This window comes from Embleya scabrispora DSM 41855 (assembly GCF_000372745.1).
Classification (GTDB): Bacteria; Actinomycetota; Actinomycetes; order Streptomycetales; family Streptomycetaceae; genus Embleya; species Embleya scabrispora.
On sequence record NZ_KB889668.1, the window covers coordinates 1 to 14,374 of the forward strand.

General features: G+C 71.6%; 13 protein-coding genes. 2 read left to right on the forward strand and 11 right to left on the reverse strand.

All coding sequences use genetic code 11. From position 1 onward, the window contains the following. Positions 1 to 844 (reverse strand): transposase (locus tag A3IC_RS0121505; RefSeq protein ID WP_020552119.1); only part of this gene is annotated, 844 nt, incomplete at its 3' end. A 106-nt stretch (positions 845 to 950) separates the two neighbouring features. Between A3IC_RS0121505 and A3IC_RS55715 the strand changes: the two genes are divergently transcribed. Continuing rightward, positions 951 to 2,219, forward strand: coding sequence for an acyl-CoA thioesterase/bile acid-CoA:amino acid N-acyltransferase family protein (locus A3IC_RS55715; RefSeq protein ID WP_106668965.1), 1,269 nt, complete (start codon positions 951 to 953; stop codon positions 2,217 to 2,219). Positions 2,220 to 2,292: 73 nt separating this feature from the next. On the opposite strand, the gene A3IC_RS72605 is transcribed toward A3IC_RS55715, so the two are convergent. From A3IC_RS72605 to A3IC_RS55720, 9 genes are all read right to left on the reverse strand, one after another. Next, a complete protein-coding gene (locus A3IC_RS72605; RefSeq protein ID WP_020552121.1) occupies positions 2,293 to 2,421 on the reverse strand; it encodes a hypothetical protein in 129 nt (42 codons plus the stop codon). Next, positions 2,418 to 3,455, reverse strand: coding sequence for an NADP-dependent oxidoreductase (locus A3IC_RS0121520; protein ID WP_020552122.1), 1,038 nt, complete (start codon positions 3,453 to 3,455; stop codon positions 2,418 to 2,420). Before A3IC_RS0121520 ends, A3IC_RS72605 begins: the two co-directional genes overlap by 4 nt. Further along, positions 3,452 to 4,993 carry a long-chain-fatty-acid--CoA ligase gene (locus A3IC_RS0121525; RefSeq protein WP_020552123.1) on the reverse strand — a complete coding sequence of 514 codons (1,542 nt, stop codon included), beginning with the start codon at positions 4,991 to 4,993 and terminating at the stop codon, positions 3,452 to 3,454. The genes A3IC_RS0121520 and A3IC_RS0121525 overlap by 4 nt, the downstream gene beginning before the upstream one ends. Before the next feature lie 63 nt (positions 4,994 to 5,056). Further along, on the reverse strand, positions 5,057 to 5,509 hold the full coding sequence (locus A3IC_RS0121530) for a MaoC family dehydratase (protein WP_020552124.1): 453 nt from the start codon (positions 5,507 to 5,509) through the stop codon (positions 5,057 to 5,059). 62 nt (positions 5,510 to 5,571) lie between these two features. After that, complete coding sequence (locus A3IC_RS0121535) at positions 5,572 to 6,681, reverse strand: acyl-CoA dehydrogenase family protein (protein ID WP_020552125.1); 1,110 nt, start codon at positions 6,679 to 6,681, stop codon at positions 5,572 to 5,574. Beyond that, positions 6,678 to 7,856: an acyl-CoA dehydrogenase family protein gene (locus A3IC_RS0121540; protein WP_020552126.1), complete on the reverse strand. Its 1,179-nt coding sequence runs from the start codon at positions 7,854 to 7,856 to the stop codon at positions 6,678 to 6,680. Before A3IC_RS0121540 ends, A3IC_RS0121535 begins: the two co-directional genes overlap by 4 nt. Next, positions 7,850 to 8,635, reverse strand: coding sequence for an SDR family oxidoreductase (locus tag A3IC_RS0121545; protein WP_020552127.1), 786 nt, complete (start codon positions 8,633 to 8,635; stop codon positions 7,850 to 7,852). The genes A3IC_RS0121540 and A3IC_RS0121545 overlap by 7 nt, the downstream gene beginning before the upstream one ends. Positions 8,636 to 9,036: 401 nt before the next feature. Then, on the reverse strand, positions 9,037 to 9,897 hold the full coding sequence (locus tag A3IC_RS0121550) for a hypothetical protein (protein WP_158696044.1): 861 nt from the start codon (positions 9,895 to 9,897) through the stop codon (positions 9,037 to 9,039). Positions 9,898 to 9,934: 37 nt separating this feature from the next. Further along, on the reverse strand, positions 9,935 to 11,149 hold the full coding sequence (locus tag A3IC_RS55720) for a PP2C family protein-serine/threonine phosphatase (protein WP_020552129.1): 1,215 nt from the start codon (positions 11,147 to 11,149) through the stop codon (positions 9,935 to 9,937). A gap of 795 nt (positions 11,150 to 11,944) precedes the next feature. Between A3IC_RS55720 and A3IC_RS0121560 the strand changes: the two genes are divergently transcribed. Next, entirely contained in the window at positions 11,945 to 12,853 is a 909-nt protein-coding gene (locus A3IC_RS0121560; protein ID WP_020552130.1) for a zinc-binding dehydrogenase, read from the forward strand. Positions 12,854 to 12,962: 109 nt separating this feature from the next. Here the strand turns inward: A3IC_RS0121560 and A3IC_RS0121565 are convergent, their stop codons facing one another. Further along, positions 12,963 to 13,910 (reverse strand): SDR family oxidoreductase, encoded by a 948-nt coding sequence (locus A3IC_RS0121565; protein ID WP_020552131.1) that lies wholly within the window; start codon positions 13,908 to 13,910, stop codon positions 12,963 to 12,965. Between the last annotated feature and the right edge of the window lie 464 nt (positions 13,911 to 14,374).

Below are 14,374 nucleotides of genomic sequence, written 5' to 3' on the forward strand. Positions count from 1 at the left end.
GTTGCCGGATGACGACCGTCTTGGATTCCAGTGGCACGGGCGGCCGCCCATTGGCCCCGCGCCGACCCGCCGTCGTGTCGGCCTGTCGCCGCGAGGCGTGGTCGTCCAAACGTGCCTGATGAGCGGCAACCTCGGCGGCCAGGCGCTTGTTCGCGCGGGCGACGACGCGCTCGGCGGCATCGACCTTGATCTTGATCTCGCCNGCCGAGGGCCGCGCTCGCTCGACCAGGCGCGTCATGGCCGTATGGGCTCGGCCCCGCCGATCGCATAGACGGGCGTATCTTCCGGAGGCCGTCCCGAAGTTCGACTCGGCCTCCAATTCCTCGGTGACCTCGACCCCGCAGTCGTTGACGATTCGTTCGAGCGCTTCGGTGGAGCGGTTCGAGTCCCGGCTCGCGTTGGCCTTCATCGGGGAGCCGTCGATCGCCACCGCTGACGGGTCCACGAGTCCGTGTCGGCCGCAGGCTGCGAGTACCTGGACGAACAAGGACTTCAGGGCTTGGCGGTGCCGTTGGATGAAGCGCGCGATCGTGGAATGGTCGATGGTGCGGTTCGTCGTGATGATCCGACATCCCAAGTCGTCAAGGCACGCGCTCTCGATCCGGCGTGAGGAGCGAACTCCCTTGCTGTAGCAGTAGACGACCAAGGACAAGAGCATCGAGGGGTCGTATGCCGCCCTGCCCTGGCCGTCGGCGCGGTACTCGTCCAGAAAGGCCGTCAGGTCCAGTTGCCGGACGGTGGCGATGACCTTCCAACACAGATGTCCGGCCGGAAGCCATTCCCGGATGTCCTGCGGCATCGCGAACGCGCAATCGACGTCATAGGTAACGAAGTTGAACCCCATGTGTCTGGCATCCGACTGATCAGCGTGGCTGAAACTCGAACAGTGGGAACTGCTTGACTATCCGAGAGCGGCAGTTGTGCGACAGCCTCGGACGGGGGGCACGGACGTGCGGAATCGGCTGTGCGGGTGGGGCTGCGGGCTTGCGGTGCTCGCGTTGGTCGGCAGCGGCGCGACAGGGTGCTCGACCGAGCGAGGCAGCCTGGCGGTGATCGCGGTGGACGCGCCGGTGGCCCTGGCGGATCAGCCGGTACACATCAGGATCGACGGACTGTCGCCGGGCGAACAGGTCACCGTCGGGGCGCGGGCGGTGGATGCGCGAGGCGAACAGTGGCGCGCACAGGCCACCTTCCGGGCGGACGCACACGGTCTGGTCGTTCTGGACACGGCCACTCCGAAGTCCGGTGGTACGTACCGGAACGCGGACGGCATGGGTTTGTTCTGGTCGATGAATCCACAGACCGGCGATGCCGAGCGCACATTCTTCGTGCCACCCGACGCACCGCGCAGCAGCTACCAGGTCGTCCTGACGGCGGCGGTGTCCGGACGAGCGCTCGTCTCCCGCACGCTGACCCGCTCCTGGTCGGGAACCGGGGTGACGAGCCGGGAACTCACCCTCGCGGCGGACGGGGTATCCGGCGCACTGTTCCTCCCGCCTCTCGGCACGCTGCGTCACCCGGCCGTGCTCGTCTTCGGCGGTTCCGAAGGGGGGAACGCCTTGACTCCCACTGCGGCGCTGCTCGCCTCGCACGGCTATCCGGCTTTGGCGCTGGGCTACTTCGCTCTTCCCGGGCTGCCGAAGACCTTGTCCGGCATCCCTTTGGAGTACTTCGCCGCAGCCGGTCGACTGCTGGCCGCGCAGCCGGGAGTCGATCCCGAGCACGTCCTGGTGCTGGGCTACTCGCGTGGCAGCGAGGCGGCCCTGCTCCTCGCCGACGACTACCCCGACCTCGTTCACGGCGCGCTCGTCTATTCCCCGTCTGCCGACGTGCACATCGGATTTCCGGACAATGGCATACCCGCCTGGACCAAGAACGACAAGGCCGTTGCCGAGGGTCCCATCCCGCTCGCCCGCGTCAGCGGTCCGGTACTGGCGATCGCCGGTGCAGACGATCAATTGTGGTCCTCGGGCGTCTGGGCCCAAGAGATCGTCAAGGCGCTCGATACGGCCCACAACCCCCACCCGCACCGGGCACTGATCTTCACGAACGCCGGCCACGGCGTCGGCACCCATCCCTATCTCGCCGCCGGTACCCGTCCGGTCTCCCCATCGATGGGCGTGCAATTCGACGAGGGCGGTACCAGGGCCGGCAACGCCGCCGCCCGGCAGGAAGGTTGGCCGCAGGTCCTGGCCCTGCTCGCGTCGCTCACTCGATGATGAGCCACCCGGGCCCGCAACACCGGAGACCCGCCGCGCGGTGCGGCGGGTTCGGTGTCCACAGCCGTGGTGGCTACTCGCCTCGCCACACCGGCGTGCGCTTCTCCGCGAAGGCGCGGGCGACCTCCAGAGCATCCGCCGAGTGGAAGACCGCTTCGGTGGCCCGGCCCCGGCGGGCGAAGCCGCGCGGGTCGTCGATCACCGGATCCGCAGGATCAGCTTCCCGGTGTTGGCGCCGGAGAACAGCCGCAGCAGCGTCTGCGGAAACGCCGTCACATCGCCCTCGACCACGTCCTCTCGCGAGCGCAACCGCCCGTCCGCGAGCCACCCGGCCAACTCGGCGCTCGCCTCGGCGTAACGATCGGCGTAGTCGAACACCACCATGCCGGTCATCGACGCCCGATTCACCAGCAGTGACAGGTAGTTCGCCGGCCCCGGGCCCTGTTCGGTGTTGTTGTACTGGGAGATCGCGCCGCAGATCACCACGCGCGCACCCCGGGCCAGCCGGGTCAGCGCGGCATCCAGGATCTCGCCACCGACGTTGTCGAAGTACACGTCCACGCCGTCCGGGCAATGCTTGCGCAGTGCCGTTTTCACGTCCTCGCTCTTGTAGTCGATGGCCGCGTCGAAGCCGAACTCCTCGACCAGGAGCCGACACTTGTCCGGCCCACCGGCGATACCGACGGTTCGGCAACCCTTGAGCCGGGCGAGCTGCCCGACCACGCTGCCCACCGCGCCGGCCGCGCCGGACACCAGCACCGTCTGTCCCGGTTGCGGGTCACCGACGTCGAACAGCCCGAAGTACGCGGTCAGTCCGGTGATACCGAGGGCCCCCAGGTAGGTCGACAACGGCGCCGCGGCCGGATCCACCCGGCGCAGAGCCCGTCCGTCCGAGTCGGCGTACTCCTGCACGCCGAACTGCCCGTACACATGCTCCCCGACCGCGAAGTCCGAGTGCCGGGAGGCGATCACCCGACCGACCGCGCCGGCGCGCATCACCTCGCCGAGCCGCACCGGCGGGATGTACGAGCGCACGTCGTTCATCCAGCCGCGCATCGCCGGATCGAGCGAGATGTGCGACACCTCCACCAGCAGCCGGCCGTCGACCGGTTCGCTCACCGGTTCCTCGACCACGTCCCAGTCGGTGGGCTTGGGCAGGCCGAACGGGCGTGCGGCCAGTCGGATCTGCCGGTTGATCAGGTCGGCGGGCAGGGACCCGTCGGCGGGCATGGTCATACGGAACGCAACTCCTTCTTCATGATCTTGCCGGAAGCGCCCTTGGGTAGTTCGTCCATGAATCGCACCACGCGCGGATACTTGTACGCGGCCATGCGTTCCCGGCAGTACGCGATTATCTCGTCCGGGTCTGCCGCCTCGCCGGAGCGCAGCGCCACCACCGCGACGACCTCCTCGCCGAGCCGATCGTCCGGTCTGCCGACCACGGCGGCCTCGGCGATCGCCGGGTGGGTGTACAGCACTTCCTCCACCTCGCGCGGATAGACGTTGTAGCCGCCCCGGATCACCAGATCCTTCTTGCGGTCCACGACGAACAGGAAGCCGTCTTCGTCCAGGTAGCCGAGGTCGCCGGTGTGGAACCAGCCGTTGCGGAACGCCTCGGCGGTGGCGTCGGGGTCGTGGCGGTAGCGGGTGATGATGTTGTGCCCGCGCAGCAGGATCTCGCCCACGTGCTCGGCACCGGGCGGCAGCGGCACGTCGTCCTGGTCCGCGACCCGCAGTTCGACACCCCAGATCGGCTTGCCCACGGACAACACCCGCCGGTCGTCGGCGCTGCGGTTGAACGTCGCGGTGCTCGCGCTCTCGGAGAGGCCGTAGCCCTCCAGGATCACTATGCCGAACGCCTCCTCGAACTCGCGGATCACCTCGCCGGGCATCGACGCCCCGCCCGAACTGCCCACTCGCAGCCGGGACAGGTCGCGCCCGGTGCGGTCCGCGGCCAGCAGCGCGACGTACATCGTGGGCACGCCCACGATGACGCTCACCCGGTCCCGGACCATCTGGTCGAGCACGCTCTGCGCCTCGAACCGCAGGACCAGGGACACGGTTCCGCCGTAGCGCACACACACGTTCAGTACGCTCGACAGCCCGTAGACGTGGAACAGCGGCAGCGCGCCGAGCGAGACGTCACCGGGCAGTACATCGAACAGGTCGCCCGAGGTGGTGCAGTTCAAGTACAGCTGGAAGTGCGTCAGTTCGGCGCCCTTGGGTCGCCCGGTGGTGCCGCTGGTGTACAGCAGGACCGCGGTGTCGTCGCTCGACGTCGGCTCGATGTCGCCGCGGATCGACTCGGTCCGATCCGGTGGACCGTCCGGCAGCAACAGGCCGAACGCGAGGGTGCCCTGCGGCACCGGGCCGCCCTCGGCCAGGGTGACGACGTACACCGCGGTGCCGGGTACGGCTGCCGCGGCGCCCAGCGCCTCGGCGGCGAAGACGTCGAAGGCGATCAGCGTCCGGGCGCCGGAGTCGGTGAGGTGGTAGGCGATCTCGTTCGCCTTGAGCAGGGGACTCAGCGGCATCAGCGTGACGCCCGCCTTGAGTGCGCCGAAGTAGGCCACCACGAATTCGGGCACGTTGGGCAGGCAGATCGCCAGCACGTCGTCCCGGCCGAGTCCGTTCGCCCGCAGCCCGCGAGCGAACCGGCTGCTGAGGTCGTCGAGTTCGCGATAGGTGATCGGCCTGCCCTGGTGGATCAGACATGCCGTGTCGGGGGTCGCGAGACGGGACTCGCGCAGCATGACGGCGAGGTTGAAGCTCACAGGTGATCCTTACCTGTCGAGGTGCCGGGGGCGGCCGGACGTCGGGGGACGTCCGGCCGGGTGCTACGGGACGAGCAGGGAGAGGGTGTCCGCGACGCACGCGGGCTTGGCGACGCCCTCGATCTCGATGGTGTGACGCACCGTCAACCGCACGCCCTGCGCGGTCTCGGCCACGTCGACCAGGACGGCGTGGTCGCGCACGCGGGAGCCGGCCGGCACCGGGGTGGGGAAACGCACCTTGTCCGAGCCGTAGTTGACGCCCATCCGCACTCCGCGCACGGTGAACAGGTCGGCGGCCAGCGTCGGGATCAGCGACAGCGTCAGATAGCCGTGCGCGATGGTGTTGCCGAACGGCCCGGCCTCGGCCCGCTCGACGTCCACGTGGATCCACTGGTGGTCGCCGGTGGCCTGGGCGAACGTGTCGATCCGCTCCTGATCGACGGTCAACCAATCGCTGGTACCGAGCGTTTCGCCCCGGGCGGCGAACACCTCGGGGATGGTCTCGAAGACGCGCATGATGCTCCTTCGTGATGGCGCCGGCGGGATCCGGGGGCGGGTGCGCCGCCCCCGGGGCCGGGTCAGGCGGGCAGGTCGACCAGCCGCGCGAGGATTGCGCGGTGCCGGTCGGGGGTGCCGAACGCGAGCGCGTCGGCTTTGGCGCGCTTGAGGTACAGGTGCGGATGGTGTTCCCAGGTGAAGCCGATGCCGCCGTGCAGCTGCACACATTCCTCCGCGGCGCGCACGGCGATCTCCGAGCAGTGCGCCTGCGCGACGGCGACCGCGACCGCGGTGTCGGGGTCGTCGGCGGCCACGCAGGCCGCGGCGTAGCGGGCCACCGCACGTACCTGGGCGATCGACACCCACAGCGCGGCCAGGCGATGTTTGGGACCCTGGAACGAGCCCACCGGGCGGCCGAATTGGTGGCGGGTCTTCATGTAGGCGACGGTGCTCTCCAGGCAGTACTCGGCGATGCCGAGCTGCTCGGACGCCAACAGCGCGGCGCCGGTGGTGAGCGCGGTCGCGCACGCCGCCTCGGCCTGCTCGCCGCGAGCCAGCGCGGTGCCGATCGCGCCGGTGAACACGATGTCGGTCAGCGGTCGGGTCAGGTCGAGCGAGACCACCGGGCGTCGTTCGACGCCGGGTTGATCGGCCTCGACCGCGTAGAGCACGGGCCCGCCCGCGGCTTCGGCCGCGACGACGAGCACGTCGGCGGCGCCGGCGTCCACGACCGAGGTCACCGTCCCGGTCAGCGTGTCGCCGTCGGCCCGTACCGGGTACCGGAGTCGGGCGCCGGGAACGGAGGCGAAGGAGACCGCCAGGGACGCGCTGCGCCGGCCGCCGGCCAGATCGGCGAGCAGCGCGCCGGCGTGCACCGCGCGCAACGCGGCGGTCGCGAGCACCGCGCTGCCCAGGAACGGGGTCGGCGCGACCGAGCGGCCCAACTCCTCCATGACCACGGCGGTTTCCCGCCAGGACGCGCCGCTGCCTCCGTGTGTCTCGTCGACCGCGAGCCCGGCCGCGCCGATCTGCTCGGTCAGCACACGCCACAACTTCGGGTCGTACGGCTCGTTCGTCTCGATCCGGGCGAGCAGTGCGGCGAGCGTCACCCGCTCGGTGAGCAGGTCCCGGATGCCGGAGCGCAGTTCGCTCTCGTCCTCGGTGTAGAGAAGGTGCTCGGTGGCGCTCATCGTGGCAGGTCCTTCCACGCGGCGTCCTTGTCCACCCGAGGCTCCGCGGGCAGGCCCAGGACGCGCTCGGCGACGACGTTGAGCAGGATCTCCGAGGTGCCGCCCTCGATCGAGTTGCCCTTGGCGCGCAGGTAGCGGTAGCCGGGGGAGCGGGTGGTGAAGTCCACCGACGCCGGGCGGCGCATGGTCCATTCGTCGTGGCGCAGGCCCTCCTCGGCCAGCAAGTCCAGCTCCAGGCCGGAGATGTCCTGGTTGAGCCGGGCGAACGCGAGCTTGGCCGCCGACCCTTCGGGGCCGGGTTCGCCCGCCGCCAACTGCAGGCGCAACCGTGCCGAGGTCAGCCGGGCCGCCTCGGCCTCCACCCACAGCCGCAGCAGCCGATCGTGCAACCCGGCGGTGCGCAACTCCGGGCGCTCGCGCCAGGTGTCGGCGACGATGCCGATCATGCCGCCCTCGCGCGGCGCGGCGCCTCCGCCGATGGCCACCCGCTCGTTCATCAGCGTGGTGCGCGCGACGCTCCAGCCGTCACCGACCTCGCCCAGGCGGTGGGCGTCGGGGATGCGCACGCCGGTGAGGAAGACCTCGTTGAACTCGGCCTCGCCGGTGGCCTGGCGCAGCGGACGCACCTCGACGCCGGGTGCGGTCATGTCGCAGACGAAGTAGGTCATGCCCCGGTGCTTGGGCAGTTCGGGGTGGGTGCGGGTGACCAGGATCGCCCAGCGCGCCTCGTGAGCCATCGACGTCCACACCTTCTGGCCGTCCACCACCCACTCGTCGCCGTCGCGGATGGCGCGGGTGCCCAGCGCGGCGAGATCGGAGCCGGCACCGGGCTCGCTGAACAGCTGGCACCACACCTCCTCACCGGTCCACAACGGCCGCAGCCAGCGCTCGCGTTGCTCCTCGGTGCCGTACGCGAGCACGGTCGGCGCGGCCATGCCCAGCCCGATGCCGATCCGACCCGGGTCGTTGGACGGCGCGCCGGCGGCGGTGAAGCGCGCGTCCACGGCCGGCTGCAACGCGCGCGGCGCGCCCAGGCCGCCCAGGCCCACCGGGTAGTGCACCCAGGCCAGCCCGGCGTCGAAGCGTGCCCGCAGGTAGCCGAGCGCGTCGTCGGTGTCCCGGTGGGCGGTGATGAACTCGCCGACCCTGTCGTCCAGTTCGTTCGCCGTCAGCACAACGGGCCGCCGGCGACGTAGATCACCTGGCCGGACACGAAGCCCGCACCCTCGCTCGTCAGGAACGCGATGGTGTTCGCGACGTCCTCGGGCCGGCCGACCCGGCGGACCGGGATCTGCTCGGCCGCGGCCTGCTGGAACGCCTCGAACTCCATGCCGACCCGGGCCGCGGTGGCGGCGGTCATGTCGGTGACGATGAATCCGGGTGCCACCGCGTTGGCGGTCACACCGAACTTGCCCAGCTCGAAGGCCAGCGTCTTGGTGAAGCCCTGGAGTCCGGCCTTGGCCGCCGAGTAGTTCGCCTGGCCGCGGTTGCCCAGCGCGGACGAGCTGGAGAGGTTGACGATCCGGCCGTACCCCGCCGCGGTCATGTGCGCCTGGACCGCCCGGCTCATCAGGAACGCGCCGCGCAGGTGCACGTCGATGACCGTGTCCCAGTCGCCGTCGGACATCTTGAACAGCAGGTTGTCGCGGATCACGCCCGCGTTGTTGACGAGCACCGTAGGTGCGCCGAGCGTGTCGGCCACGCGCGCGACGGCGGCGTCGACCTGCTCGCCGACGGTGACGTCCGCGCCGACGGCGATCGCGCTGCCGCCGGCCGCGACGATCGTGGCCACGGTGTCGGCGCAGGCGGCCTCATCCAGGTCGAGTACGGCCACGGCCATGCCTTCGGCGGCGAGCCGGCGCGCGGTGGCGGCACCGATGCCGCGGGCGGCGCCGGTCACGATGGCCACGCGCGGTGTGGTCGCGGTGGCGGTCGCGGGAGTGTTCTCGGTCATGGGTGCTGGATCCTCCGGATCGTCACTGGTCACGAGGTCGGCCGGCGAATACCGCGCCCCGCCGCCCGAGGAGGTGACTCGCGCCGGTCCGGTCGATGAGGTGCCGACCGGTCGGTATGCGCGTGCGCCGGAGCGGCGAAGCGGGATTCTTGCTGCGCCTGTCACGGTACCGACCGGTCGGTATCAAGGCTAGACCGCAACGCGAACTCGTTTGAGTGGTCGCCGCGCCGTGTCCACCCGAGCCCGAACGGAACGGCACGAAACGCCTCCCCGAGGCCATCACACGGCGGCCGGGCCATCGTCGCCCCGACCGCCGTGCGCGGCGCATCCCCGGCTCCGGCCCCGGTCGGCGCCCGGTCTCCGGCGGCCGGGCGGGGTGCGGACGTCGACGCCCGGCGCGGTCAGGACCTCAGCTTCGCGAGCGTTGCCCTCGCGCTCTGCACCAGCATGTCCCCGGCCTGCTTGGGGGTGGTCTCCGAGGTGCCACCGGCACCGCTGCTCACCCACGTGGACTGGTACGTCATGCCGCCCTCGCGCACGGCCAGCAGCACCCACACCACCCCGTCCGAACCCTTGCCCGGTTCGGGAACCTGAACCACCAGGTACGCCTCGTTGCCCAGGTCGCGCACCTCGTCGACGGTGTAGTGCGACTGCACCGTCTTCTGCGCCTTGAAGGAGCGCAGGGACGGACCGAACTCGTCCTTGGGATCGGTCTTTTTGTGCAGCGTCACCGTCTCGGTGATCCAGGCCACCGGGTTCGAGCCGCTCGTCGAGTCCTTCGGCTCCAGTTGAGCGTTACAGCCCATGGTCTCCAGGTCGGGCTCACGCATGCCGGTCGCGTTCGGCCCGGGGGCGTCCTGCGCCACGAAACCGGTGAAGGCGCCCAGGTCGGTCGCGGCGCACAGGTCCGCGGTGTACCGGTAACCCGCCTGACCCGGCGCGCCGTCCGCGCCGCCGAATCCGCCGGTGGCGAACACCGCGCCCGCCCACACCGCCGAGGCGACCCCGGCTCCGACCAGGGCCCACAGCCACCCTCGGCCACGCCCACCTGCGGATCCGGGCGGCGGACCGTAGGGCCCACCGGCCGGCCCGAACCCCGACCCGGCCACCGCGGGAGGCGGGAACGAGCCGGGTTGTTGCGGATATGGCCCGGGTTGCGCCGGGACCCGGCCGTACGGGCCGGGCGGTGGCAACCGGGGCGGGCCCGACTGCGGATATCCGTGCGATGGGGCCGGATGGGGCTGCTCTCCCGGTATCGACATGCCGCGAACATAGCGGAGTGGGAGGGGAGTTCCGCCATCATCCGGAACTCGGCCGACCCGGCGTCAGTCCGGCGTCACCCCCGCGGTCTTCCGCCGGGCTCGCCGCCTCCGGGCTGAGCACCATCAGCGCCGCGTCATCGGTGAGCCGGCCGCCGCCGTGCGCCAGCAGTGCCCGTTGCAGCAGACCGAGCAGATCGGCCGCGGACAGGCCCGGGTCGGCATGCCGGGCGACCCACTCGCGCAGCGCAAAGAAGCGCCCGTCGGCGTCCCGGGCCTCGGTGGTGCCGTCCGTGTACAGCAGCAACAACTCCTCCGGCGCCATCCGGAACCGATACGCGGGCCCCCGTCCCTCGGCGGGGACCAGCCCGGCCAGCCCCAGCGGCAGCTCGGGCGGCACGTCGATCCAGCGCACGCCGGACGGGCCGATCAGGGCAGGCGCCTCGTGGCCGTGGTTGACCAGCTCGACCAGGCCGTCCGGACCGAATCGGGCGATCAGCGCGGTGGCGAACCAGTCCGTGTCCGGCTCGCCGAGCAGCACCTGGTTGCGGCCGAACCGCTCCAGCGCCTCGCCCATACGATCCCCGACCCGGCGCAGATCCGGCTCGGTGAACGCCGCCTCGCTGAAGGTGCCGACCAGCGCCGCACCGGCGCCGACCGCGGTCAGCCCCTTGCCCTGCACGTCGGCGATGAACGCGCGCGTCCCGTACGGCGTGGCGACCACGTCGTACACGTCCCCGCCCACCTCCGCGTCGCGCTCGGCCGCCAGATAGCTACGGGTGACCCGGACCCCTCCCACCACCGGCGGAGCCGGCGGCAACAGCGCGCGCTGCACGTGCTCGACCACGTTCCCCAGCCGCGACACCCGCTCCTGCAACCGCGTCCGCAACAGCACCGCGGCGATCGCGAGCGCGCCGCCCAGCACCACCGTCACGAACCCGGCCCAGTCGTGCGTGTAGCCGGTCGGCGCCAGCCACGGATCCAGGACCAGGAACGTCAGCGTCGCGAGTACCGCGTACGCCGCGGTCGCGCGCACCGTGGTCAGGTTCGACGCGGTCAGCGGCACCAGACACAACATCGTGTCGGTCCGAAACTGGTTGGGTGTGCCGAAGTCGGCCGCCACGATCACGACGTACAGCAGGGCCGGCAACAGCGGGATCAACCGCCGCATCGGCCGCCCGCCGCGCGCGTCGACCACCGGCGTCTCGCTCATCGGGAAGGCACCGTTCTGGTTCACCCGCAGTGGGCCGGTCATCGGTCATCGGTCCTCCCACCCCTTCCCGATCCGATCCACATCCAGCTACGCCACACGGTTGATCGACGCGGCCGGGTCGGGCGCGGGTCGGCGGGGGCGTGTTGACGTGGCCGGCCGGGGGTCGTTCCGGGTGTTGCGCTGTTGGTCCGCTTCGCGGGCGGGTCGGACTGTCCGGGGGTGCGTTCGGGTCGCCCCGAGTGCTTCCGAAGCCTGCTGCCTGTCGTGCCGGTCGCTCCGCGCCGGGTTGCACGTCCGCTACGCGGCCGGTGGCCGGCTGGTTGCTCCGGGCCTCATGCGCGTGGTGCACGGGGCGCGGGCGCGGCGCCGAGGCGGTCCGCGACGCCTGCCGTCGTGCCGGCGTGACCTCCGCGATGGGGCGGGGCGGGACCGGGCCGGGTCTTTCGGCCGCGTAGCGGACGTGCAACCCGGCGCGGAGCGGCGGTTCGACCGCGGCTGCGGAGCGGACGTGCGGTCGGTTGCGGGAGGTGTGCCGGGGTTGTGGTCTTGGCGGCTGCCCTGCCGGTGCGGGGGCCCGCCCGTGTGCGGTTGCGTTCTCGTGGTCGGGCCCGGGTGGGAGCGGTTGGGTTTCGGCTGCGGAGGGGACGTGCGTCCGGTTGCGGGAGGCGCTTGTGGGTGGTGTGGCCCTGCCGGCCGCCCTGCTCTCCGCCCGCGCTTCCGCTCCGCTCCGCCCCCGGTCCAGGCCGCCCACCCCGGCCGCCGCCGGAGCGGAATGCCTGTGCCCCTGCCGGGGTTGCGTCTTTTGGCAAGTCGGACTCCAACCTGGGGGTACCCCTGATGCGCGCTCTCGTCGTCGACCACGCCGTGCCCGGTCGGCTCAGGATCGACACCGTGCCCGACCCGGTCCCCGAACCCGATCAGGTCCTGGTGCGGATCGCCGCGATCTCGCTGAACTTCGGCGAGTTGCCCAAGGTCGACGGTGACACCCCGAACGGCACCATTCCCGGCTGGGACGCGGCGGGTGTGGTCGAGCGCGCGGCCGCCTCCGGGCGTGGGCCGCGGGTGGGCGAACGGGTGATCACCTTCGACTGGCGCGGCGGTTGGGCCGAACTGCGCGCCGTGCACGTGAACGAACTGGCCGTACTGCCCGACGAGGTCACCTTCGAACAAGCCGCGACGCTCCCGGTGGCGGCGGTCACCGCGCTGCGGGCGCTGCGTCGTGCCGAGGTCGCACCGGGCACCCGCGTCGGAATCACCGGTGCAGCCGGCGGGGTGGGCACGTTCGCGGTGCAACTCGCCCATCTCGCCGGTGCGCACGTGAGCGCCTTCGTCGGCAGCCCGGAGCGCGGCGAGGGCCTGGCCGGCTACGGAGCGGACCGGGTGCTCACCGACCCGGCCGAGTTGGACGCGCCGCTGGACGTCGTCCTGGACAATGTCGGCGGCCCACTTCTGACGGACTTGCTGGTTCGGCTCGCACCGAACGGACGGGTGATCACGATCGGCGCCGCGTCCGGCGAGCGGGCGGACTTCTCCTCCTACAGCCTGATCGGCCCCGAGACCTCGATCATCGGGTTCAAGCGCGGCGGTGACTCGGCGGCGGATCTGGCGTATGTGGTTCGCCTGGTCGCGGACGGACTGCTGCACGCGCCCGTCGACTGGCAGGCGGACTGGACCAAGGTCGGCGAGGCCACCGCTCTCCTGCTCGGCCGCCGGGTCCGCGGCAAGGCGGTCCTGACTCTGAGCTGAACGCGGCAATGACTCCGAGCCGAACCAAAGGCGGTCCCGACCCCGAGCCGGGCCATGAGCGGGACACGCCACCCAGCCGAAAGGCGTTCCGCGCAGCGCGCGACCCGGCTCAGCGATAGCCGGTCTGGTCGGCCGGCAGCCCCGGATCCTGGACCTCGACCAGGTAGCGCCACGCGTCCGGCCGGCTGCCGTCCAGGTCGGTGAAGCCGTATACGCCCGCGAGTTGCCCGCTGGACAGGGACTGCCCGTTCCAGCGGGCCACTTCGGGATCGCCGGCCAGCGCCACCACGGCCCGGCCGACGTAGGCGGGGGATTCGGAGATGCCGAAGTGTGGTTGGATCCGCATCCCGTCCCGCCAGTTCGCCTCGGTCACGCCGTAGTTGTCGAGCATCATCTCCGAGCGCAGCCACCCGGGAGTCAGCGCGACGGCGGTGGCGCCGCGCGGACCCAGCTCGTGACCGAGCGCGAAGGCCATCCGCAGCACCGCCGACTTGGCCAGGTCGTAGAAGAAGGACACCCGGTAGGTGTCCCGGTTGTACTCCTCGGTGCCGTCGGTCATCTCCACCACCAGGCCGCCGGGCGTGCGCAGCAACAGCGGCAACGCGTGGTGGTTGGTGATCGCGTGCGTGTCCACCGCGAGTCGGAGCAGGCGCAACCCGTCTTCCAGGTCGTGCTCCCACACCGGGGTGTCCCACGCGAACAACTTCTCGCCGCCCCAGATGTCGTTGACGAGTACATCCAGCCGACCCTGCTCGGCGTCGATCCGGGCCACCAGAGCTCGCACCCGCACCGGATCCAGATGGTCCGTGGGCACCGCGATGCCCTGTCCGCCCGCGGCGGTGACCAGATCGGCGGTGTCCTCGATGGTCTCCGGCCGGTCGTACTCCGAGCGCCGCTCGCGGGTGCTGCGTCCGCTCACGTACACGGTCGCGCCGGCCGCGCCGAGTTGGACCGCGATCCCGCGCCCGGCGCCTCGGGTGGCGCCGGCCACGAGAGCGACCCTGCCCTGGAGCGTGCGGCCCCGGGGTGTGCGCGCCTGGGGTGTGGGCGTCGACATGCCGGGCTCCTTCGAATCGACCTGCGGGCTGGGCCTTCGTGCGTGCGTGCCCGGGATTGCCCACGGGGCAAACCCCGGTGTGCTGCCGAGGGGTGGTGACGCGACGCCGCACAACGCACGGGAAACCCCATCGGTGGCAAGCCCGTTCGCCGCATGGCGTGTGTCGCTCCGGCGTCCGCACGAAACGTGGCCGGGCGATCGATCGACCGACCGACCGACCGTCGTCCGCCGCCGGGACGGCCCGCGCACGGTCCGGGGACGTCAAGGCGTGGATCGGCTTCGCCGCGCGGCGGAAGACCCGCGCGGTGCGGTGCACCACGTGTGCGTGAACTGCGGCTTCTTCGAGGGGTGTCCCGCCGGGCCCGAGAAGAGGCCCTCGCCGCCGCCGCGCCCGGGCCCGGGCGCCGTGTCCACCCGAACCGTCCTCGCCACCGCGGCCCCGCAGCCGCCCGGTCACCGAGGCG

Excerpts from the sequence above, each read along its gene's own strand:
- A3IC_RS55720 (WP_020552129.1), bottom strand. The coding sequence starts at position 11,149 with ATGACCGGCCCACTGCGGGTGAACCAGAACGGTGCCTTCCCGATGAGC.
- A3IC_RS0121520 (WP_020552122.1), bottom strand. The coding sequence starts at position 3,455 with ATGACCATGCCCGCCGACGGGTCCCTGCCCGCCGACCTGATCAACCGG.
- A3IC_RS0121535 (WP_020552125.1), bottom strand. The coding sequence starts at position 6,681 with ATGAGCGCCACCGAGCACCTTCTCTACACCGAGGACGAGAGCGAACTG.
- A3IC_RS0121550 (WP_158696044.1), bottom strand. The coding sequence starts at position 9,897 with ATGTCGATACCGGGAGAGCAGCCCCATCCGGCCCCATCGCACGGATAT.
- A3IC_RS0121565 (WP_020552131.1), bottom strand. The coding sequence starts at position 13,910 with ATGTCGACGCCCACACCCCAGGCGCGCACACCCCGGGGCCGCACGCTC.
- A3IC_RS0121545 (WP_020552127.1), bottom strand. The coding sequence starts at position 8,635 with ATGACCGAGAACACTCCCGCGACCGCCACCGCGACCACACCGCGCGTG.
- A3IC_RS0121530 (WP_020552124.1), bottom strand. The coding sequence starts at position 5,509 with ATGCGCGTCTTCGAGACCATCCCCGAGGTGTTCGCCGCCCGGGGCGAA.
- A3IC_RS0121560 (WP_020552130.1), top strand. The coding sequence starts at position 11,945 with ATGCGCGCTCTCGTCGTCGACCACGCCGTGCCCGGTCGGCTCAGGATC.